Genomic DNA, 19769 nt, shown 5'->3' on the forward strand with positions numbered 1-19769 from the left:
TGAAAGCCGCTTTCATATAGAATGAACGCACAACAGTACACTGCAAATGGTGGCAACGCTTCCCGTAGCTCGGGCACCCCGGGGTTATTCAGACGGACAACGTCTCCATCGCCTCGGACACGACCTCGACGAGCATGTCGACGGCGGCATCGCCGTCGACATGCTCGTCGCAACGACGCGACCATTCCAGCAGGGATTCGACGATGCAGTCGATGATGATCGAAACGGACAGACGCACGGGGAAGGCGGCTCGCGCATCGCCGTCGGCGACGGCGTCACCGCTCCCCCACAATGCAGCGACGGCGTCCGTCCACTGCGGTATGCGCGCGTACATCGCCACGCGCAAACCGTCGTCGGAACGCACGATACGCAGCCGGCGCGCCAAGTCCTTCAACTGAGCCGCCTCAAGCGACCCAAGCACCTGTGGAACCATGTGGCGGACGAGCCCAATCGGGGAATCGCCCTTCCGTTCGGCGATTTCCCGGCGCAGGTCGGCGAACAGCCCACCGTCCGTCGGGAATCCCAGGACGAGATCCTCCTTCGACGGGAAATACCGGAACAGGGTGATCACAGACATGCCCGCCTCGTCGGCGATGCGTTGCGTGGTGACGTTGCCGTAGCCCTGCTCGGCGAACAGACGCAACGCCACGTCACGAATCGTCCGACGCGTGGCGGCCTTCTTACGACGCTGCCAACGGGCGCGCGCCACGGTCGCCTTCACCGAGACGCCGCGACGGTTCGCCGGACGGGAAACGGCATCCGACGCCGATTGTGCGGGCGCAGCGTCCGATGCGGCGACGTCAAGGCCACGGTCCGGCGTCGTCCCGTCAGGTTCCATCACGTCAATGGGCATTTCGAGCTCCTCGCATCTTCCGTACATCGTCGCCGGCCCGGCATCCTCCATCGTACCCGCGCGCGGCCCGTTCCACGGCCCGGCGGACGACGGCGACGGACAGGACACCCGCATCACGCGTACACTGGGCCGCATGTGCAGAAGGTTCGCGCTCGATCTGGATTGGGATGCGGTCGCCGCATGGCTTGGCGTCGACGACGGCGACGTCCGCCGCGACCGGCTGCCGCGTCCCTCGTACAACATCGCGCCCACGCAGACCATCGGCGTCGTCGCGCAGGGCAGGGAGGGCCGCCGGCACCTGACCGGCGCGTACTGGACGCTCGTGCCGCGCTGGAGCCAGAGCAGGACGCTCCCCTACCCCACGTACAATGCGCGCATCGAATCCATCCACGCCAAGCCAACGTTCGTCGACTCCACACGGTCCATGCGCTGCATCATCCCCGCAAGCGGCTACTACGAGTGGAAGGGCAGGCGCCCGTTCTACTTCCACGTGGACGGCGACAGGCCGTTGGCGATGGCGGGACTGTACTCATGGTGGCGGGCCTCCACGGCCGCGCCATGGCTGCTGACCGCCACGATCGTCACATGTCCGGCCGTGGACGGACCGAAAAGCGTGCATGACCGCATGCCGCTGCTCGTGCCGGACGGCATGGCCGCCGCATGGCTGGACCCTTCGCTCGACGGCGCGAAGCTGACCAGCCCCTTGCGCGAACAAGGCACGGAGCTGTCGCGACGGCTGCGGTTCCACGAGGTCGCTCCGCTGCCCGCAAACGGGGACGGACGCCGGCTCACCATGCCGGTCGAACACATCGAGCCGATCGCGCTGTTCTGAACGTCGGACGGAGGGACGTTCAGCGTTCAGGGAGGAATCAGGGAATCCCCTGATGGAGGGCCATGCCAGGCGATGCGATAATGGGACGATTACGGCACATGGAATCCATGCATTCGAAGGAGCGAAGAGAACATGCGTCTGATCGGCAATATCCTGTGGCTGGTGCTCGGCGGACTCGCCATCGCGTTCGGATGGGCGGTCATCGGCCTGGTGCTGTGCGTCACGATCGTCGGCATCCCGTTGGGGCTGCAGGCGTTCAAGATGGCCGGGCTCACACTCACCCCGTTCGGCAAGACCGTACGCTACGGCGGCGGCCTCGGCTCCACGCTCGCGAACATCATCTGGGTGGTGCTCGCCGGAGTCTGGATGGCGCTCGGCTATGTCGCCGCCGGTCTCGCCAACTGCGTGACCATCATCGGCATCCCGTTCGGCATCCAGTCGTTCAAGATGGCGAAGCTCGCCCTCTGGCCGTTCGGCGCGCAGATCTACGATCTGTAAGAGGCACCTGGCGGACATGCCGGAAGGCATCACCATCGTCCCCACGAACAACGCTAATGCCTCAGCCCGCGCAGCAGGGCGATCTCCTCGCGATGCGTGGACTCGGTGAGCTCCTTGGTCTCGAGGATCATCGGCAGCCGCGCCATGCACGGATCGTTGACGAGCCGCTCGAAGAACGGCAGCCCCAGCTTCCCCTCGCCGATATTGGCGTGACGGTCCTTGTGCGAGCCGAGCCCGAACATCGAATCGTTCGCGTGGATGGCTTTGACGTTCTCGAGCCCGATGACGTCGTCGAGCGAGCGCATCACGCCTTCGTAGTCGCCGAGGAGATCATAGCCGGCGTCGAACACGTGGCAGGTGTCGAACGTGACGCCGATACGGCTGCGGAAGGCGTCGTCGACCCCCTCGATGATCGAGCGCAGCTCCTCGAAGGTCCGGCCGCATTCGGTGCCCTTGCCCGCCATCGTCTCCAGCAGAATCATGACGCCGCCGTCCCCATCCACCGTGCCGTCCAAGGTCCCGAACACGCGGTCCAGCCCGTCGGCGATGAGCCGGCAACCGGTCTCGGCGCCCTGCCCCACGTGCGCGCCGGGATGGATGTTGAGATACGTCTCCTGCCCGCCCGCACGGATGGCGCCGAGCAGTGTCAGGTCCTCGACGAGCGCATTGATCGCGAACCCGCGCTTGGCCGAATCCTTACCGGCGAGGTTGTATACGTACGGCGCGTGGACGACCAACGGGCCGTACCCTTCCGCCTTGAGCGCACGACCGAACTCCACGGCGCCGGCCGGGTCGAGCGCCTTGGAGCGTTTGCCGTACGGCGAGCGCGGGAAGAACGCGAACGCGGTCCCGTCCTCCTCGTGCGAGCGTTTGATGAGCGCCTTCCATCCGCCCGCGGTGGACAGATGCGAACCGATGAGGAGCGTCGGGCGGGCGTCGCCGGCGTCGGTTTGGCCGGTGGTCTGCGGATCGGTGGTCTGCGGTGTCGTTGTCGAATCTTCCATCACAAGGCACAAGCATATGCGTCCCCGACGATGGCGTGGGAGTCGCACGACGATCCGCCCGTCGCACTGCTAGACTGAACGTATCCCTATGTCCCGCCGACGATGGCGGGCCGCAACCACAATCAGTCAAGGACGCTTCATCATGTACCAGGTTCTGGTCTCCTTCGCATACGACTAGTCGCCGCGCGATTCCCCGCCGCCGACCACTTCGGTCGCGACCGCCGCACGCAGTCGCGATGTCTTTCCATGCGAAATTCCAGAACATACTCCCATGAGCCGTGCGGGAGGCCCGGTATTCCGGTCTCCGCGCCACGCACGGTCCGGCACCGCCGAGATTCGGACGTACCTCCACGCACCCGGCATCATGGGACGCCCATGAAACGAGACCTTGCCATGAACACCATCACATCCTCATCTTCTTCCACGCGCCGACCGCATTCGTTGTGGCACCTGCCCGCCTACCGCAATTGGTTCGTCGCGGACACCGCCGACGTGTTCGCGGTCAGCCTGCGCACGTTCGCCATCCCGTTGATCGGACTCGCCTTGTCCGGCTCGCCGTTCGTCGCGGGCCTGCTCGTCACCGTCGAATCGACGATCGGACTCACGCTCATGTCCATCGGCGGGGCACTCGCCGACCGGCATGACCGTCGTCGCATGATGATTCTGCTCGGCCTGGTCGGCGGGACACTGTCGGCCGCGGCGACCGTCCTGCTCGCGACCGGGACGATGGGCACGGGCCTGTTCGCGATCACGGTCGCACTGTTCGCCGTCATGAACGGGCTGCTTGGACCGTCCAACGACGCGATGCTGAAATCATTGGTGCCGATGGACCGGTTCGCCAAGGCGCAGGCCATCCGCGAGGCGCGCGAATCCTGTGTGGAGCTGTCCGGCGGGGCCATCGGCGGACTGCTGTACCGCGTCGCGGGATGGTTCCCGTTCCTCGTGTCCGCCGTGCTGTACCTGATCGCCGCCGTCACGGCGGTGAAACTGCCCCGGCATGCGGCGGATGACACGCCGTCTTCGGATGCCGCGCCTCAGGTTTCGGTCGCCGGCGAACCGAACGCGGTGGGAACATGTGACTCGAACGACGCCGAGCTGACCGTGACAGCAACCGATCCGGCCGCCGGCAAACACGGGAACGGCCATGCCCCGGGACGAGAATCCGGCCCTGCCCCGTCGTTCCTCGCGCACTTCGTCGAGGGATGGCGGTGGACGCTGACGCGCGGGACCATCCTCGCGGCGATCGCGCAGGGCGCCGTCGTGAACGTCGCCTGCTACGGGAGTATCGTCGGCGTGCAGATCATGCTGGCCGAACGCGGCACGGATGCGGCGCTCATCGGACTGGTCGGCACCGCGACGGGCGTCTCGGCATTGATCGGCTCGCTCATCGCCGGATGGCTGGTCGACCATATCCCGACCGGACGGCTCATCATCCTCACGTTCGCGGTGTTCACCGCCGCGATGCTCCCGCTCCTGTTCACCGACTCGTACGGGGTGGTCGTCGCGTGCATGGCAGCCACGTCGCTGCTGTTTCCCGCGTTGAACGCGGGCGAGCTCGGGTTCATCTTCGGGCGCACGCCCGACGACATGCAGGGTCGGGTTTCGACGGTGTTCGAGACGACGATCGGGGTTCCCGGCGCGTTCACTCCCGCCCTGGTCGGCTGGCTGCTCGGAACGCCGGGATTGGGTTTTCGTGCGGTCATGATGCTGGTCGTCGGATGCGCGGCCGTCGGTCTCGTCCTCGCCTGCGTCACCCCGACCCGCCGCATCCCGCGCCCCGAGCACTGGGAGCGGATGGAGTTGTGAACATTGAAGCAGGCTGGCGCCTTTCTCTGAGAGGAGCCAGCCTCTCCCGCCATGCCGTCTTTCGGTGACGGGCCTGGACTCCCATTATCGGAATAGCATGGGGAAACGGAACGGCCGTCGCGCCGGAATCCGGAGAATCCGCCCGCGGGTCGGTATGGACCGTGAGCCCGTCGAACGAGGTGTCCTATGAATCCGTCGCCGATCCCCCGCGCATCGCGCAGCGAGCGCCTTCCCCGGAACGAGGATTGGCCGATAGCCGCCCTGCCGTACGATCCGCAACCGGCCGTGCGTCGGCACGACCGCGCCGTGGTCATCGGCATCGTCGCCGGCATCGCGTTAGCCGTCACGCTGTTCACGCTGGCCGCATTGCTGGGCTCGTCCGTGCCGCAGCCGGTGTACGTGCTGCTGGGTGTGGCGCTGGTCACCGTGGTCATCATCATGCTGGAGGACGTGTACGAGGATTTGCGGCAGCGTCGCCTTCCCACCGAGCCGGGGCTCATGATCACCGGCGCCATGATCGGGCGGGCGTATGCAGACCGGCTGCCCCTGCGCCGACTCGCGCTGTCCACGCCGATCATCGGCCACGACCCGTTCAGCGGCGGCGATTTCAGCTATTTCACCCACTACCGGGTCTGCGCCAACGACGTGCTCGTCCTGAGGTTCGCCCCGACCGACCGCGTCCGCTCGTACCTGCTGTACTGGAGCGACCACGATGTCGACTGGACGGACAAGCTGCCCGGCCGATACCGTATGGGCGACTATGCGAAGCCCACGCCCCGGGCGCTGCAGCTGTCGCAACGGCTCCTGAGAAAGCTGGCCCGAGACCGGGGCGTCGACCCGCGCATGCGACCGTGCACGCTGCAGGTGTACGGGGACCGGGCAAGGATTGTCCTACCGTCGAACGCGCCCGAACTGGAGACCGGCGCGCAGGACCCCAACATCGGGCCGCGCATCGACGGCGTCGCCATCCTCACCGACACATTCCGGCGGCAGCGGTAGTCGACGACGGGACGGCTCACCTCACTACTTCGGGGCCGAACCGCTGATACTCCGGCGTCCCGTCCGTCAGAAGTCGAAGTGATCCGGGTCGGCGCCGTTGCGCTTGCCCGTGTCGATCGCGTCGATCGCGGCCATGTCGGCGTCGGTCAGGGTGAAGTCGAACACGTCGATGTTCTGGCGGATGCGTTCGGCGTGCGTGGACTTCGGCAGCACCACGACGCCGCGCTGGATGTGCCAGCGGATCACGACCTGCGCGGCCGACTTGCCGTACCGCTCCCCGATCTCCTTGAGACGCGGATCGGCGAGCAGGTCGCCGCCGGTGCCGCCGAGCGGGCTCCACGCCTCCACGTCGATGCCCTGCGCGTGCGCGAAGTCGATGAGCTCCCGGTTCGCGAACTGCGGCGAGGACTCGATCTGGTCGACCGCCGGCCTCACATCGGTGTGGGCGAGCAGCTCCTCCAGATGATGCCGTTCGAAGTTGCTCACGCCGATCGCCTTCGCGCGTCCGGTCGCGTAGATCGCCTGCAGGTCGTCCCATGCCTGGTTCCAGCCGTCCGCCGGCCAGTGGATGAGGTACAGGTTCACGTAGTCGAGGCCCAGACGATCGAGGCTCTCCTCGAAGGCGTCCCTGCCGCGGCGGGCGCGGATGTCGTCGTTCCACAGCTTGGTCGTCACGAACACGTCGTCGCGCGGCACGCCGGATCGGCGCAGCCCCTCGCCCACGGACGCCTCATTGCCGTAGATCATCGCCGTGTCGATATGGCGGTATCCCGCTTCGAGCGCGGCCGTGACCGCGTTCACCGTGGTCTCGCCGTCCGGGGTCTGGAACACGCCCAGTCCCACCTGCGGGATGACCGTGCCGTTGTTCAGCGTAATCGTCGACTGAATCGCCATGATGCCTCCGTTCCCGTTGGATGTGCTTCCTCACGCATTGTATATGGGCGCGAGCGGCGTCTTCCCCTCCCTCGCCGCGGGATGGGCTCGTCCCGTGAGATGATGGTCACGTAGCGTTCCGGAGGGAGGCCGTCGTGGACGGGACCGATTTCAACCTGATGATGTTCGCTCTGCCGTTCGCCATCGTGGGCTTGGTGCTCGTGTTCGCCGGCATCGCCGTATCGCGCAGCATGCGTCGACGGACCACGCGGTGCGTCGTCTCCACCACGGGCGTCGTGGACCGTATCGTCTCGGTCTACGACGAGGAGGATGGCCATCACTACTACCGTCCGATGGTCTCGTACATCGTCGACGGCGTCACGTACGAGGTGACGACGGACGCGCCGCGCGGCAGCGCGAAATGGAGCATGGGCGAGCCGATGATCGTCGACTACGATCCGTCCGACCCCGCCTTCGCCTACCTGCCGTCCGAGGATCCGGCCACATCGGGAGGAGGCGAAGTGCTTGCCATCGGCGCGCTCTGTGTGTTGATCGCTGCGGGCGCGATCGGCTGGGCCTTGATCATGTGACGGGATTCGACGTTTCTGCGGTTCGATGGCTGGCATGCGGTAGACGACGAATGCAATGTCCGGCCTGTCCCCTAAACTGTGGCGAGGAGCGTTCTCGTCTCGTGATCGTAGGCGACGCCGGGTTCCAACCATCGCAGACTCTCGGGCAGCTTCGGATCCACCGGCACCGGCGCCTCGGCGCGCAGCCCGTCGAACCGGAGACGTCCGGACCTGATCGTAAGCGCCGCGGAACGCGTCGCGGACCCGTCCATCACCGGCAGCACGAGCGTCCGGTCCACGCCGGGCGTGAACAGGATCCATTCGACGTCACCCAGCCACGGATTGCCGTCGACATCGGTCGTGTCCGGGAAGGCGACCAGACGGACAGGCCATGCGCGACGGACCGCCAGAACCCCTTTGGGCAGGCAGCGGAGACGCCGCCACCAGTACAAGCACGGCCCGGCCACAGCGGACACGACGACGATCACGACCGTCGGCGTCTCCCCCGTCCAACCGAACCAGACGTCCAACGGCAACAAGCCCACCACGGCGACGCCCAACGCCAACGACAGCAACAATGCGAGAGGCCAACCCCTCGCCCGCCGCAACCAGATTCGTCGAGCCAACCGTCCGTTACCCTCGATCCATGCGTCATGCTCCATATCACGGATTCCACCACACGAAAGTGAACGCGACACGGACGCCCTTCCTTCCGTGGATTGAGCCTAGTCCGTCTCTTCCCTGTCGATGGCCGTATCGCCTTACCGTGGATAGTCCACAATGTTCCGATGACGGAGCGCGTGACGGCGCCGCTACATGAGCAGTGCACAGGTGATCGCGGTTGCGCCGATGAGCAGGGCGAGGATGCCGGCGGCGACGCCCACGCCCGCGGTCGGCGTCGAACTGTTTTCGGACGGCAGGTAGGCGTACTTGGGGTCGGTCGGATCGTAGGCGACGGTCATCGGATCGCCCACACGCCATTTCGGCGTCCGGCTGCTCCCGTCCGGCGCAACCTCGTACGTGGCGCCGTCGACCGTGTACGAGACCAGTGGATGGTAGTCGTACTCATTGCCCTCATCATGGACCCTGACGACACGGGACACGACGCCTGTGGTGGAGGCGACGCAGCGCTCGGCCCGTCTTCTGTCCCTACGGGCGAACCCGATGCCGATGAGCATGCAAATGAGCCCCACTCCGGCGAACGGCAACGCGAACATCAGCAGCTTGAATTTCATATCGTCCATATCGACTTCCCCTTCGCGGTCCCGACAACTCCATCATCCCATGACCCGTCCTCCTTCGACTCCTATGACGCACCGGAGCCGTTTCAGTGTCAGACCGATCCGCGAGGCGCCGTCCACCGAACCGTTCCCGCCTCCCTGCCAACGTCCCATAATCACTGATGGACCATCGGATTCGGAGTAGTGAATGGAAAACGTCTTCAGCTGATGACACCCCTGTCGATCATCGTCCCGTCGAGGAACCAGTAGTCGTGCGGGTCGCCCCGCAGCGCGGTGAACGGAGTCAGTGTGACGCAGCGGGCGGCGGCCTCGTCGAGGAGGTAGCCACGCACGATCCACGGATATTCGAGGACGCCGGATTCCAAGTCGATGATGGTCTCGATGCGTGAGGCGTCGACGCCGAAGTGTTCGGCGACCTCGCCGGCGGTCAGGTTCAGTCGACGTAGGTTCTCATGGAACTCGCGGATGGTCGCCTCACGTTGCGCAGTGGTCAATGACATATCTGCCCCTCTACCCCTATCGTTGGAATTCCCGGTCATGCCCAATCGTACTTCACGCATATGCGATAGGGCATGCCGCCGCTTCGCGCCGCCGGTACCAGGTGGGACGCTCCCCTATTGGGAGATACAATGTCCCCTCGTGACGCAACGAGAGACAAGTGGACGGGCGACGGCACGGACAACGTCGCGGACGGCACCAGCGGACAAACGGCCGACGGACAAGTCCGGCCTCGGCACGAGGCCGATCGGACGGTTGGCGGTGTCGCTGGCGGTCCCGGCGGTGGTGGCGCAGGCGTGCAACGCGCTGTACACGATCGTCGACCGGCTGTTTCTCGCGCACATCCCCGGCGTGGGCGATCTCGCGATGACCGGCGTGGGCGTATGCTTCCCGATCACGCTGGCCGTGTCCGCGTTCGCGATGCTCATCGGCATGGGCGGAGGCCCGCTCGCCTCGATCGAGCTGGGACGCGGCGACCGGGACAGGGCGGAACGCTATCTCGGCACGTCGGTGGCTGCGATCGTCGCGATAGCGATTGTGCTGTCGGCGCTGCTCCAGCTGTGCAAGACGCCGATTCTCGTGCTGTTCGGTGCGAGCGATGCGACGCTGCCGTATGCGGTCGACTTCCTCACCGTCTATTTGTGCGGCACGCTGTTCGTGCAGCTGGCGTTGGGGCTCAACACGTTCATCACCGCGCAGGGGCGGGCGCTCGTGGCGATGGGTTCGGTGCTTATCGGCGCGTTGAGTTCGTTGGCGCTCGACCCGCTGTTCATCTTCGCGCTCGGCATGGGCGTGCGCGGCGCCGCGTTGGCGAACGTGATCGCGCAGGGCTTGTCCGCCGCGTGGGTGGTCCGTTTCCTCGCCTCGCAGGACAGCGCGATACGGCTGCGCATGCGCGACGTCCGTCTCACGCGTCTGCTCGGCCCGGTGCTGTTCCTCGGCGTCTCGCCGTTCATCATGCAGATCACCGAATCGGTGATCCAGGTGGTGTTCAACGCCTCGCTGCAACGTTATGGCGGCGACGTCTATGTGGGCGCGATGACGATCATGACGAGCCTCATGCAGCTGATCTTCGTGTTCTCGCAAGGCATTTCGCAGGGCGTGCAGCCAATCATCGGCTACAACTACGGCGCGGGGCTGTACGACCGCGTGCGGCGTGCGTATTCGGGCACGATGGTCGTGCAGGTCGCCATCAACTGCACGATGACGACGCTGCTCGCGCTCTTCCCCGGATTCGTCGCCTCCCTGTTCACGTCGGATGCGGCGATCATCGACGTGGTGTCGCGTACGCTGCCGTACTTCGTGTGCGGCATGGGCATCTTCGGCGTCCAGAACGTCGTCCAATGCGCGTTCGTGGGCATGGGGCAGGCGAAACCGTCACTGTTCCTCGCGGTCTTCCGCAAGCTCATCCTGCTGGTGCCGTTGGCATTGCTGCTTCCCCGGCTCGGGCTCGGCACGACGGGCGTGTTCGTCGCGGAGCCGGTTTCGGACATGACGTCGGCGATTGTGGCCGGACTCCTGTTCGCATGGGTTGCGCGAAGGCTGCTGCCGCCGAGGGAAACGGCCCGGGCGGACGTCAACGCCACGCTTTGAGGACGGACGCCGGCACCTTGGAGGCGTCGAAGCGGTAATGGCCGGTAACGGTCATGTGCTTGCGGAACGTAAGGTAGTCGTTCTCACGCTGCTTCTGCCCCATGTTGTGCAGGATGTAGGCGACGCCGTCCTTGTCACGTTTATCGGAGACGACGCCGATGTGTTTGACGTGTTGAAAGACGACGATGTCACCGCCCTGCCACGCCTCGCGGTCGGACGGGTCGAGGGTAAGCGACTGTCCGTATTTGGCGAAGAACACGTCGAGCACGCCGGTGCGGCGGAAGTCGATGTTCGGGTCCGGTTTGGGCGCGACGGCCCGGTAGCTTGCGGAATCGGCGGCGATGTCCGCGTCGACCATCGCTTTGAGGTCGTAGCCGGCGGCGCGAAAGGCGCGCCAGACGAGGTCGGTGCATGCGCCACGGTCGGACGGCGGGTAGCCGCCCTGATAGTAGCCGTCGTCGTAGGCGGGACGGGCCTCGGCGTCGGCACGCGCGCCCGCGACGATGTCGGCGTAGTCGTCCGTGCCGTTGCCGTTGAAGTCGACGGGGCTCACGGCCTTCGGATACTCCTTCGAGGCTTCGGACCGCGGCATCACCGTGCCATCCGATGAATCGCCGCCTTTCGTGGCGGTCGAGGCGACGGACCTGCCCATCGCCTCCCACGGCAACCCGGACAGTCGCCGAATGGAGAACACGCCGCCGGCGACGAGCGCGACGGCCAACACAACCGCCAGCACCGCGCAGACCGTACGTCTCGCACCTTGCCGCATCGAATTGTTCCCTTCAAGACGAGCCATATCGCATTCAGACCGTATCAGCCGCGGCGGAGACGGGAGCGGTGGCGTCATGTCCGCCATGCGGTCCATGCGCCGAGGCCGGTTTGGGCCTCGACTTGGCGGTGGGATGGTCCGAGTCGATCCTCCACACCGTGACGCTCCGCACTTGCGCGTCGGTGAACGTCACGTGCGGCATATGCGCCTGATGCGCCATCAGCAGCTGCAGTCCATGACGGCGTTCATCGAGGTCGTCGACGATGGAGGCGACGCCGCTGCCGACGATGGATTTGAACGATTCACCCCAGGCGCACGCCGTGCGTCCCGAGACGACCTCACAGTCCGTGTGCATCGAGAACGCGACCGGCAGCCGGTTGTCGGCGGCGCGTATCGCGTCGAGCTTGCGGCCGCGGGAGGCCGAGTGCATCCACAAGGTGAGCCGGCCGCTCCCCCGGTCGTATTCGTAGCCGAAGTTGAGCGGCACCACCGTCAGTCCTTCCGCATCCGCATATGCGACGTCGACGATATCGCAGCCGGCGATGATCGCCGCGATTGCGTCGGGATCGGTGACTTCGCGGTCCGCGCGTCGCATCATGCGGCGTCCGCCCGCCACCGTGCACTCGTCGTCACGGCGTCGCGGACGCCGTTCCCGGCCCTGCTCCGGCCCATGCGTCTCATGGGCGTATTCCACGCTCATCCTCGGCCCCTTTCACGGCTTTCCGCTGTGAGCCCCATGATACAAGGTACGGCGGTTCCGGACGGTCGCATCCATCACCGGGAACGACGGGAGATCCCCGCGACAATCACGGTGGTCGCGACGATGATGACCGTGGCCACGGCAAAGCTGCCGAACATGGCGGACTCATAGGCGCGGGAGGCCGCCTGACGCAGCATGTCGCCGGACGCCTTCCCGAGATGGACGGCCTGTTGAAAATCCAGCGTCACCGAGCCGGCGGAGACGCGTTCCCCAAGCCCCGTGACCCGCGCGGCGTCACGGAACCGTGAAACGTACAGTCCGCTCTGCACACTGCCGAAGATGCCCACGCCGATGATGGAACCGAACTGGCGGAACACGGTCAGCAGACCCGATCCCGCGCCGGACCGGCCGGCCGGCACCCGACCCATGGCCCAGGTGAGCATCGCCGGAGTCAGAGCCCAGATCGGCGGTATGACCGACCGATTCACCGCACAACTGCCGTGGGGGCAGATCGGCGTTCTCATCCCCATCATCCTCGTCGCGGGGATCCTCGCCTCGGTCATACCTGCACGCAGCGCCACCCGCATCCAGCCGGTGCGGGGATTGACCAGCTGAACGGCGGCTTTATCCGGACGACATGGTGTTCATATAACGTATCGGAAAGCAATATCAACATCATGTCGTCTGGATAACGTCGACCGCCATGCTCCGTCGCACACCACCGCATCGTTCCCGGGGATGACCCGGTTCCTCTCCTCCCCGCATATCCCGGAGAATCTCGATCCGATGGACGATGACCACTCACGGCGGATGCCCCTATCGTGGATGGCGTTCCGAAGGAGAAGGAGAGGGAATCATGGGGTTTCTGGCGAATTTCTCGGCGCCGTTCCTGCTGGCGGTCGCCATGTGGCCGATCGCGTCGTTCATGCTCACGGTGCCGGTGCTGGCGATGCTCTACCACCGCGACAACCGCATCGGCTTCACCGCAGCGCTGTCCGCGTACGGCACGGTGCTGTACGCGCTGGGTCTGCTGTGCTTCACGCTGTATCCGATGCCGTCCGATCCGGCCGCATACTGCGCGACCCACCATCTGGCCCCGCAGTTGAACCCGTTCCAGTTCATCAGCGACATCCGTTCCGACGGTCTGACCGCGATCATGCAGATCGCGATGAACGTGGTGTTCTTCCTGCCGCTCGGATTCATCGCCAGGCGCGTGTTCCGGTGGCCGTTCGCCGCATCGCTCCTCGCAGGATTCCTCGCCTCGCTCATGGTGGAGACGCTGCAGCTGACCGGAGTGCTCGGCCTGTTCCCCTGCTCGTATCGCCTGTTCGACGTAGACGACCTCGTCTGGAACACGGCCGGGGCGGTCGCCGGCTACGGCTGCGCGATGCTGCTCGACCGCGTCCTGCCGGTGCGCGAGGCGGACACCACGACCGTCACGGATCCGGGATTCGTGCGCCGGCTCGTCGCGTTCATCATCGATTTCGGCCTCGCCACCGTGTGCGCGCTGCCGCTGACCATCGCGGGCGACGCGCTGTGCTCGTTCGTCTCGGGCCGCGGACTCGGCGTGATAACGAACACGGACGGCAGCGATCCGCTCGACATGTCCTCCATCATGATGCTGCTCGCACTCGCGGTCTTCGAAGTCGTCATCCCGTGGATGAGACAGGGCCGCACGCTCGGCGGCGGCTATACGCACATGACCTGTGAGTCGCGCCCGCGTGAAGGCGTACGCCGCATTGCGTTCTACGCCGCCCGGTTCGCCGTGATCTGCTGCGTCAGGTTCCCGGACTACATCCCGCATGCGGGTCTGGTCCTGTTCGCGACGCTCGTCTTCTGGCTGATCAGGAAGCGGATGCCCTACGATCTCATCTGACGGTCGGCTCCAGCTCTTCCACCTGATCGGAACGCATCCCACATGGAAACCGCGACCCATCCCACACCGGAGAATCCCGCCATACGCAAGTCGCGCCCCACAAGCTTATAGTGGATTGCGTCACGCTGGCTGGCAACAGACATCGGGCGACAGCGGAAACGACGCGGACGAAACAGTAGAAGGACTGATCATCATGGCAGATGAGAACAACCAAGGAAACGGGACGACCAAGCCGGGCGCGACGGGAACGGCGACGGCAAGCCAGACGAAACCGGACGCGGCGAAACTGCCCGAACCGTATGAGAAGGCCACGCGCCACACCATCGACGTCGACGGACGCACGCTTCACTACTCCGCCACCGTCGGCACCATCCTCATCGACACCCCCAAGGTGAAGCCGGCCGCGAGCATCTTCTTCACCGCGTTCGCACTGCTGGATGACGACGGCAAGACGGATACGACCCGCCCGGTCACCTACGTCTTCAACGGCGGCCCCGGCTCGTCCACCACGTTCCTGCTCATGGGGTCCATCGCACCGAAACGGATCGACGTGCCGGACGCCGCGCCCGTGCCCGCCGCTCCATACCGTCTTGAAGACAACCCGTACACGCTGCTGCCGATCTCCGACCTGGTGTTCATCGACGCTCCCGGCGCCGGTTTCTCCGAGATCGCCGACAAGGCGAAGCCGGAACTGTGGTCGGTGGACGGCGACGTCGCCGGATTCAGCGCGTTCATCCGCGCCTACTCGAGCAAGTACCACCGTTGGAACTCCCCCAAGTACGTGCTCGGCGAATCGTACGGCACCACGCGCGGGGCGACCCTCGCCTACCGTCTCCAGCAGGATGGCGTCGCGCTGAACGGGCTCACGCTCATCTCGAACATCCTCGACTACGCGTACACGCTCGACACATCCGACCAGTTCTACGTCGGCTACTTCCCGACCTACGCGTCCGTCGCCCAATACCATGGCCGCGCCGGCAAGGGAGTGGAGCCCGCCGAACATCTCAAGGCCGCGCGCGCATTCGCGAACGGACCGCTCCGCCTCGCGCTGGCCGCCGGAGCCTCGCTGGATGACGACGTCAAACACCGCGTGGCGGAACGCTACGCCGAACTGACCGGACTGGACGCGAAATACGTCTACGACTCCGACCTGCGCGTCGTGGACATGCGGTTCCGCAAGGAGCTGCTGCGCGACGAGGAGAGGATCGTCGGCCGCTACGACGGTCGCGTCGCCGGATATGACCTCGACCGGATGAACGACGAGGAGACGTTCGTCGTCGACGACGCCTACCTCGACCCCGCGTACTCGAGCCTCGCCAACGCGTATCTGAGGGACGAGCTCGGCTGGGACAGGGCTCCCGAACGCCGCGGGTTCGCCGACTTCGACTGGGACGCCACCGAAGCCGGCAAGGGCTGGACCTGGTGGCACAGGCAGCCGGAGATGACCAAGTCCTCCTGGGGTCGGAACATCCCGTTCCCGAACGTCGTACCTGACCTCGCCGCCGCAATCGCGCACCAGCCCACGCTGAAGGTGCTGATCGGCAACGGCGTGTACGACCTGTGCACCCCGTTCGGCCAGACCGAATACGACATCGACCATCTGGGCCTGCCGAAGCCGCTACGCGGCAACGTCGCGTTCACGTACTATCCGGCCGGGCATATGCTGTACTCGTCCGAACCGAGCCTCGCGAAATTCTCCGACGACCTGAAACGCTTCTACGCCGCGGATGTTCCCGGTCTTCGCGCGATCGACGAGCGTCCCGCCGTGCCCGCGCCGGACATCCGGCTGTAGGAACGTCCGTCGGAAGCCTCACCACAGGAGCCGCATCACAGGAAAGGAAACGACAATGCTCGATGGTTTCAAGAAATTCATCGCACGAGGCAACATGATCGACATGGCCGTCGGCGTGGTCATGGGCAGCGCGGTCACCTCCGTGGTGAACGCGATCGTGGACAGCCTTATCAACCCGCTCATCGCGATGGTGTTCGGCAAACCGGACATGAGCGGTCTGCTCGCGTTCACGTTCAACGGCGCGACGGTCTCGTTCGGCGCGGTGCTGGGGGCGCTGCTCAACTTCCTCGTCATCGCCGCGGCCGTGTACTTCTGCGTCCTCGTGCCGATCAACAAGTTCCGTGACATGACCGACGTGATGCTCATCAAGGCGAAGCTCAAGCAGGAGGCGGACGAGAAGGCGAAGGAGCCCGAGGTCACGCCCGAGGAACGCACCGTCGAGCTGCTCACCGAGATCCGCGACCAGCTGGCCGCCGCGGACCGGGATTCCACTGCGCGGAAGGATACGACGGACAGCAGGGTCGATTGAACCGCCGGTTCCATCGACGATGACGACGCAACCGCATCGGCCATGACGAACGGATGACAGTGGATGGTGGTGCCCGCTACCCCTCGAGGTCCGCGGCGCGCAGGTTGCGGGTGATGGCGCGTTCGCGGGCGCCCTTCGTGGCATAGAGTCCCGCTGCGACGAACAGAAACATCGCCGTGCAGCAGATCCACAGCACACGACCGCCGAACCCGCTGATGACCCATCCGCCGACCAGCGGCGCCGCGCCGTTCGAGAGCGCCCAGACCAGGTTGTACAGACCCTGATAGGTGCCGCGGGCCTCAGCCGGCGCAAGGTTCGCGACGGTCGTCGCGGCGATCGGGAACGTGCCGAGCTCGCCGAGCGTCCACAGCACGGTGGCGACCGCGAATCCATGCCATGTGGTCGCGCCGATCTGGAACATGTAGCCGAACGCCGTCATCAGCATGCCGAGCACGAGCACACGTGTGTTGCTCATCCGGTTGAACACGGCGATGGCGGGAATCTGCAGCAGACACAGCATGCCGCCGTTGATGGTGAGCAGCACCGAATACTGGTCCGTGCCCATGCCAAGCCCGGTCATCGCGATCGGCAGTCCGCTGGTCATCTGGAAGTACGCAATCGTGTAGCCGAACATGAGCACCACCATCGACAGGAACGGCCAGTCGGTGAGCGCGCGACGGTAGTTCGCCAGCATCGACACGTTCCGCCGCCCCACGGCATCGGCGGGGCGCGTCTTCACGACGGCTCCACCGACGGTTCGCGCCGCATGCACGCGAGCCTCGTGGAAGAAGAACGCGAGCAATCCGGTGGCGACCACGAGGATGAGCGCCTCCGCATAGAACATGAGCGTGTACGAGATCTTGACGAGCTGGTTCGCGATAATCGGCCCGATGGCGAACCCGAAGTTCACCGCCCACGTCTGCAGCGTATAAGCGCGCTTCTGGTCGCGCATCGGCACCACGTCGGCGATGTACGCGGCGATGGCCGGCGTGGGGATGGACGAGATGGCGCCGTAGACAAGCAGCATCGCGCCCATGACCATGGGATCGTCGATGAAAGAGAGCAGCACGAGCATCGCCGCGGCACCGAGCTCGCCGGCTATGATCATGGCCGGCCTGCCGAACCTGTCGGACAGGGAGCCGCCGAACAGGCAGCCGAAGATGCCGCCGAACCCGTACATGGAGACGATGGTGCCGGCAAGCCCCGCATCCACATGCAGATCCTTGACAAGATACATGGACATGAACGAGATGACGAACCGGCCCATCCACAGGATAAGCAGGGCGAGCCACAGGCCCCAGAACAGCAACGGCAGACCGAAGACGACGCGACGGCCCATCCCCTCATTCGTCTTTTCACACATGGGGCACCATCCTATGGGCACGCTCGTACACGGCCCGCATGGACCGCCATGCGTATCCACCCGTTGCCGGAACCGGCGTCCGAACGTTAGAGTGAGCCTCGGACAGCGGACCACCGAAAGACAAAACAAGGAGACACCATGACCCGGAAGGCGTTGATCGTAGTGGATGTGCAACCGACGTTCTGCGAAGGCGGCGAACTCGGCGTGGAAGGAGGCAACGCGGTCGCCGAACGCATCGCGACGTACGTGAAGACGCATCGCGGCGACTATGCGTACATCGCCACCACGCAGGACTGGCACATCGAGCCCGGCTCCCACTGGTCCGAGACGCCCGACTTCGTGGACACCTGGCCCGTGCACGGCAAGGCCGGCACACCGAACGCCGACCTGCATCCGGCAATCAAGACGCTGGACATCGCACACCACTTCAAGAAAGGCCAGTACGCGGCCGCCTACTCCGGATTCGAAGGCATCGAAGACGACACCGACACGATCCAGAGCCGAGAGGAGGTCAACGCGGCACTCGCCGCCGGTCGCACGCTTGCCAACGCGCTGAAGGCCGCGGACGTGACCGAGGTCGACGTCGTCGGCATCGCCGAATCGCATTGCGTCAAGGAGACCGCGCTCGACGCGGTGAAGCTCGGTTATCCGACCACCGTGTTCGAAGACCTGACCGTGCCGGTCAGCGAGGAGCTGGGCGTCGCCGCACGCAAGGAGATGGCGGAGGCCGGCGTCATGCTCACCGAATCGCACTGAACCGTGCCGGCCGCTGATCGACGGCCTGATGCCCGAACATCAGGGGCGATTCAGGCATGTCCCCGATTGCCCGTTCGGATTCCCGGTGCGATGCTGGGATTGGTTCGCGGCCGGAGGCGCGACGCGTCGGCCGTAGCCCGTGACCGGCGCATGAACCGCAAGGAGGACGTGACGGTATGACATGGAACGACGGAACGCATGGTCCGAAAAGGACGGCCGTCCCGATCGCGATCCTCATGACGACCGGGGCATGTCTCATCGTGGTCGCGTTCGTCGTCGTGTTCCTATGGGCCCGTTCCGGCACGGCCGGACGGACCGTATCGCAGCCGGCCGACCACTGCACGGTGACGACCGCGGACGGCGGGTATCCGTTGAGCCCCACGCAGACGCGCAACGCGTCGCTCATCGCCGCAATCTCCGTCCGACGAGGGCTCCCCGACCATGCTGCCACGGTGGCGATCGCGACGGCGATGCAGGAATCGAAGCTCGTCAACCTCGACCATGGCGACCTTGATTCGGTGGGATTGTTCCAGCAGCGGCCGAGCCAGGGGTGGGGCACAGTGGAGCAGCTGACGGACGAATCGTATGCGACGAACGCTTTCTACGACGAACTGGTGAAGGTCGCCGACTGGCAGACGATTCCGGTGGAGGACGCCGCACAGGCGGTGCAGCGTTCCGGCTACCCCGACCTGTACGCGCAATGGGACGGCATGGCCCGCGCATGGGCGGCCGCGTTCACCGGCGAGACCGCGGCCGGCGTCACCTGTTCGATCCATACGAAGATCTCCCCCGATCCGGACGGTCTCGTCACGGCATTCCGGGACATGTTCCCCTCGGCGACGATCGCGGGCCAGTCCACGACGGACGACGGCTCGGCCGCCTCCCCCACGGCGCTGACCATTACATTGCCGGAGGGATCGTCCGGATCGGATCCGGGGCGCCAAGGATGGCAGGCCGCGACGTGGCTGGTCGCGCACGCGCACGAATACGGCGTGGACGCCGTGCATGCGAACGGCATGGATTGGGCCCGGACCTCAGGCAGGTGGACCGGGGCCGAAAGCATGGAGCGGACGGTCACCGTGACGCTGCGATAGGTACTCCGCTCCCCGCAAAGTACACGCTTCCCCCCCCTCGGCGGAGTCGGACCGCGACACGCTGTGGGTACGATTATCCGCCGCTTTTCTCCCGCATCCCCGAAGTCGCGGTTATCGTGGGTCC

The 19769-nt window shown here is 65.6% G+C and carries 21 protein-coding genes; 11 read left to right on the forward strand and 10 right to left on the reverse strand.

Features of this window, described 5'->3' with window-relative positions; all coding sequences use genetic code 11:
* Positions 1–88 precede the first annotated feature (88 nt).
* Positions 89–853, reverse strand: coding sequence for a TetR/AcrR family transcriptional regulator (locus tag KIH78_RS00725; RefSeq protein ID WP_219130821.1), 765 nt, complete (start codon positions 851–853; stop codon positions 89–91).
* A 133-nt stretch (positions 854–986) separates the two neighbouring features.
* On the opposite strand from KIH78_RS00725, the gene KIH78_RS00730 reads away from it, so the two are divergent.
* Positions 987–1685 (forward strand): SOS response-associated peptidase, encoded by a 699-nt coding sequence (locus KIH78_RS00730; RefSeq protein WP_214313571.1) that lies wholly within the window; start codon positions 987–989, stop codon positions 1683–1685.
* A gap of 132 nt (positions 1686–1817) precedes the next feature.
* Entirely contained in the window at positions 1818–2183 is a 366-nt protein-coding gene (locus KIH78_RS00735; protein ID WP_214313315.1) for a YccF domain-containing protein, read from the forward strand.
* Positions 2184–2236: 53 nt separating this feature from the next.
* Here KIH78_RS00735 and KIH78_RS00740 read toward each other — a convergent pair whose 3' ends face one another.
* The gene (locus KIH78_RS00740) at positions 2237–3187 is read right to left on the reverse strand and encodes a deoxyribonuclease IV (RefSeq protein ID WP_219130822.1); all 951 of its coding nucleotides are present in this window, start codon (positions 3185–3187) and stop codon (positions 2237–2239) included.
* 393 nt (positions 3188–3580) lie between these two features.
* On the opposite strand from KIH78_RS00740, the gene KIH78_RS00745 reads away from it, so the two are divergent.
* Both KIH78_RS00745 and KIH78_RS00750 read left to right on the forward strand, forming a co-directional pair.
* The gene (locus KIH78_RS00745; protein ID WP_219130823.1) at positions 3581–4993 is read left to right on the forward strand and encodes an MFS transporter; all 1413 of its coding nucleotides are present in this window, start codon (positions 3581–3583) and stop codon (positions 4991–4993) included.
* A gap of 186 nt (positions 4994–5179) precedes the next feature.
* Positions 5180–5992, forward strand: coding sequence for a hypothetical protein (locus tag KIH78_RS00750; RefSeq protein WP_219130824.1), 813 nt, complete (start codon positions 5180–5182; stop codon positions 5990–5992).
* 66 nt (positions 5993–6058) lie between these two features.
* Here KIH78_RS00750 and KIH78_RS00755 read toward each other — a convergent pair whose 3' ends face one another.
* Positions 6059–6886 carry an aldo/keto reductase gene (locus KIH78_RS00755; protein WP_219130825.1) on the reverse strand — a complete coding sequence of 276 codons (828 nt, stop codon included), beginning with the start codon at positions 6884–6886 and terminating at the stop codon, positions 6059–6061.
* A 134-nt stretch (positions 6887–7020) separates the two neighbouring features.
* Between KIH78_RS00755 and KIH78_RS00760 the strand changes: the two genes are divergently transcribed.
* Complete coding sequence (locus tag KIH78_RS00760) at positions 7021–7455, forward strand: DUF3592 domain-containing protein (protein WP_219130826.1); 435 nt, start codon at positions 7021–7023, stop codon at positions 7453–7455.
* Between the two features lie 71 nt (positions 7456–7526).
* Here the strand turns inward: KIH78_RS00760 and KIH78_RS00765 are convergent, their stop codons facing one another.
* The 3 genes from KIH78_RS00765 to KIH78_RS00775 all read right to left on the reverse strand — a co-directional run bounded on the left by KIH78_RS00765 (position 7527) and on the right by KIH78_RS00775 (position 9175).
* Entirely contained in the window at positions 7527–8012 is a 486-nt protein-coding gene (locus tag KIH78_RS00765; protein WP_219130827.1) for a hypothetical protein, read from the reverse strand.
* A gap of 234 nt (positions 8013–8246) precedes the next feature.
* Positions 8247–8678, reverse strand: a complete 432-nt coding sequence (locus tag KIH78_RS00770) for a DUF3592 domain-containing protein (protein WP_219130828.1) — start codon at positions 8676–8678, stop codon at positions 8247–8249.
* Between the two features lie 197 nt (positions 8679–8875).
* Positions 8876–9175, reverse strand: coding sequence for a DUF2316 family protein (locus KIH78_RS00775; protein ID WP_219130829.1), 300 nt, complete (start codon positions 9173–9175; stop codon positions 8876–8878).
* Between the two features lie 259 nt (positions 9176–9434).
* Between KIH78_RS00775 and KIH78_RS00780 the strand changes: the two genes are divergently transcribed.
* A complete protein-coding gene (locus tag KIH78_RS00780) occupies positions 9435–10766 on the forward strand; it encodes an MATE family efflux transporter (protein ID WP_338024089.1) in 1332 nt (443 codons plus the stop codon).
* On the opposite strand, the gene KIH78_RS00785 is transcribed toward KIH78_RS00780, so the two are convergent.
* The 3 genes from KIH78_RS00785 to KIH78_RS00795 all read right to left on the reverse strand — a co-directional run bounded on the left by KIH78_RS00785 (position 10750) and on the right by KIH78_RS00795 (position 12759).
* Entirely contained in the window at positions 10750–11418 is a 669-nt protein-coding gene (locus KIH78_RS00785; protein WP_420830092.1) for a DUF1287 domain-containing protein, read from the reverse strand. The two genes, KIH78_RS00780 and KIH78_RS00785, sit on opposite strands and share 17 nt — an antisense overlap.
* Positions 11419–11569: 151 nt before the next feature.
* A complete protein-coding gene (locus KIH78_RS00790; protein ID WP_219130831.1) occupies positions 11570–12235 on the reverse strand; it encodes a pyridoxamine 5'-phosphate oxidase family protein in 666 nt (221 codons plus the stop codon).
* 74 nt (positions 12236–12309) lie between these two features.
* On the reverse strand, positions 12310–12759 hold the full coding sequence (locus KIH78_RS00795; protein ID WP_219130832.1) for an MFS transporter: 450 nt from the start codon (positions 12757–12759) through the stop codon (positions 12310–12312).
* 332 nt (positions 12760–13091) lie between these two features.
* Between KIH78_RS00795 and KIH78_RS00800 the strand changes: the two genes are divergently transcribed.
* The 3 genes from KIH78_RS00800 to mscL all read left to right on the forward strand — a co-directional run bounded on the left by KIH78_RS00800 (position 13092) and on the right by mscL (position 16432).
* Complete coding sequence (locus tag KIH78_RS00800) at positions 13092–14111, forward strand: VanZ family protein (protein WP_219130833.1); 1020 nt, start codon at positions 13092–13094, stop codon at positions 14109–14111.
* Between the two features lie 193 nt (positions 14112–14304).
* The gene (locus tag KIH78_RS00805; RefSeq protein WP_219130834.1) at positions 14305–15903 is read left to right on the forward strand and encodes a S10 family peptidase; all 1599 of its coding nucleotides are present in this window, start codon (positions 14305–14307) and stop codon (positions 15901–15903) included.
* A 55-nt stretch (positions 15904–15958) separates the two neighbouring features.
* Positions 15959–16432: a large conductance mechanosensitive channel protein MscL gene (mscL, locus tag KIH78_RS00810; protein ID WP_219130835.1), complete on the forward strand. Its 474-nt coding sequence runs from the start codon at positions 15959–15961 to the stop codon at positions 16430–16432.
* Positions 16433–16508: 76 nt separating this feature from the next.
* Here mscL and KIH78_RS00815 read toward each other — a convergent pair whose 3' ends face one another.
* Positions 16509–17795: an MDR family MFS transporter gene (locus KIH78_RS00815; protein ID WP_236034318.1), complete on the reverse strand. Its 1287-nt coding sequence runs from the start codon at positions 17793–17795 to the stop codon at positions 16509–16511.
* A gap of 138 nt (positions 17796–17933) precedes the next feature.
* Between KIH78_RS00815 and KIH78_RS00820 the strand changes: the two genes are divergently transcribed.
* The gene (locus tag KIH78_RS00820) at positions 17934–18551 is read left to right on the forward strand and encodes an isochorismatase family protein (protein ID WP_219130836.1); all 618 of its coding nucleotides are present in this window, start codon (positions 17934–17936) and stop codon (positions 18549–18551) included.
* 176 nt (positions 18552–18727) lie between these two features.
* Positions 18728–19645 carry a cobalt transporter gene (locus KIH78_RS00825; RefSeq protein WP_219130837.1) on the forward strand — a complete coding sequence of 306 codons (918 nt, stop codon included), beginning with the start codon at positions 18728–18730 and terminating at the stop codon, positions 19643–19645.
* The last annotated feature ends 124 nt before the right edge of the window (positions 19646–19769 follow it).

The sequence above is a fragment of the Bifidobacterium saguinibicoloris genome, from assembly GCF_019331725.1.
Classification (GTDB): Bacteria; Actinomycetota; Actinomycetes; order Actinomycetales; family Bifidobacteriaceae; genus Bifidobacterium; species Bifidobacterium saguinibicoloris.

Coding starts and splice junctions, on each gene's coding strand:
- mscL (WP_219130835.1), top strand. CDS start 15,959: ATGCTCGATGGTTTCAAGAAATTCATCGCACGAGGCAACATGATCGAC.
- KIH78_RS00745 (WP_219130823.1), top strand. CDS start 3,581: ATGAACACCATCACATCCTCATCTTCTTCCACGCGCCGACCGCATTCG.
- KIH78_RS00725 (WP_219130821.1), bottom strand. CDS start 853: ATGCCCATTGACGTGATGGAACCTGACGGGACGACGCCGGACCGTGGC.
- KIH78_RS00730 (WP_214313571.1), top strand. CDS start 987: ATGTGCAGAAGGTTCGCGCTCGATCTGGATTGGGATGCGGTCGCCGCA.
- KIH78_RS00785 (WP_420830092.1), bottom strand. CDS start 11,418: ATGGGCAGGTCCGTCGCCTCGACCGCCACGAAAGGCGGCGATTCATCG.
- KIH78_RS00755 (WP_219130825.1), bottom strand. CDS start 6,886: ATGGCGATTCAGTCGACGATTACGCTGAACAACGGCACGGTCATCCCG.
- KIH78_RS00795 (WP_219130832.1), bottom strand. CDS start 12,759: ATGAGAACGCCGATCTGCCCCCACGGCAGTTGTGCGGTGAATCGGTCG.
- KIH78_RS00815 (WP_236034318.1), bottom strand. CDS start 17,795: ATGTGTGAAAAGACGAATGAGGGGATGGGCCGTCGCGTCGTCTTCGGT.
- KIH78_RS00740 (WP_219130822.1), bottom strand. CDS start 3,187: ATGGAAGATTCGACAACGACACCGCAGACCACCGATCCGCAGACCACC.
- KIH78_RS00800 (WP_219130833.1), top strand. CDS start 13,092: ATGGGGTTTCTGGCGAATTTCTCGGCGCCGTTCCTGCTGGCGGTCGCC.
- KIH78_RS00775 (WP_219130829.1), bottom strand. CDS start 9,175: ATGTCATTGACCACTGCGCAACGTGAGGCGACCATCCGCGAGTTCCAT.
- KIH78_RS00805 (WP_219130834.1), top strand. CDS start 14,305: ATGGCAGATGAGAACAACCAAGGAAACGGGACGACCAAGCCGGGCGCG.
- KIH78_RS00820 (WP_219130836.1), top strand. CDS start 17,934: ATGACCCGGAAGGCGTTGATCGTAGTGGATGTGCAACCGACGTTCTGC.
- KIH78_RS00735 (WP_214313315.1), top strand. CDS start 1,818: ATGCGTCTGATCGGCAATATCCTGTGGCTGGTGCTCGGCGGACTCGCC.
- KIH78_RS00770 (WP_219130828.1), bottom strand. CDS start 8,678: ATGGACGATATGAAATTCAAGCTGCTGATGTTCGCGTTGCCGTTCGCC.
- KIH78_RS00750 (WP_219130824.1), top strand. CDS start 5,180: ATGAATCCGTCGCCGATCCCCCGCGCATCGCGCAGCGAGCGCCTTCCC.
- KIH78_RS00790 (WP_219130831.1), bottom strand. CDS start 12,235: ATGAGCGTGGAATACGCCCATGAGACGCATGGGCCGGAGCAGGGCCGG.
- KIH78_RS00825 (WP_219130837.1), top strand. CDS start 18,728: ATGACATGGAACGACGGAACGCATGGTCCGAAAAGGACGGCCGTCCCG.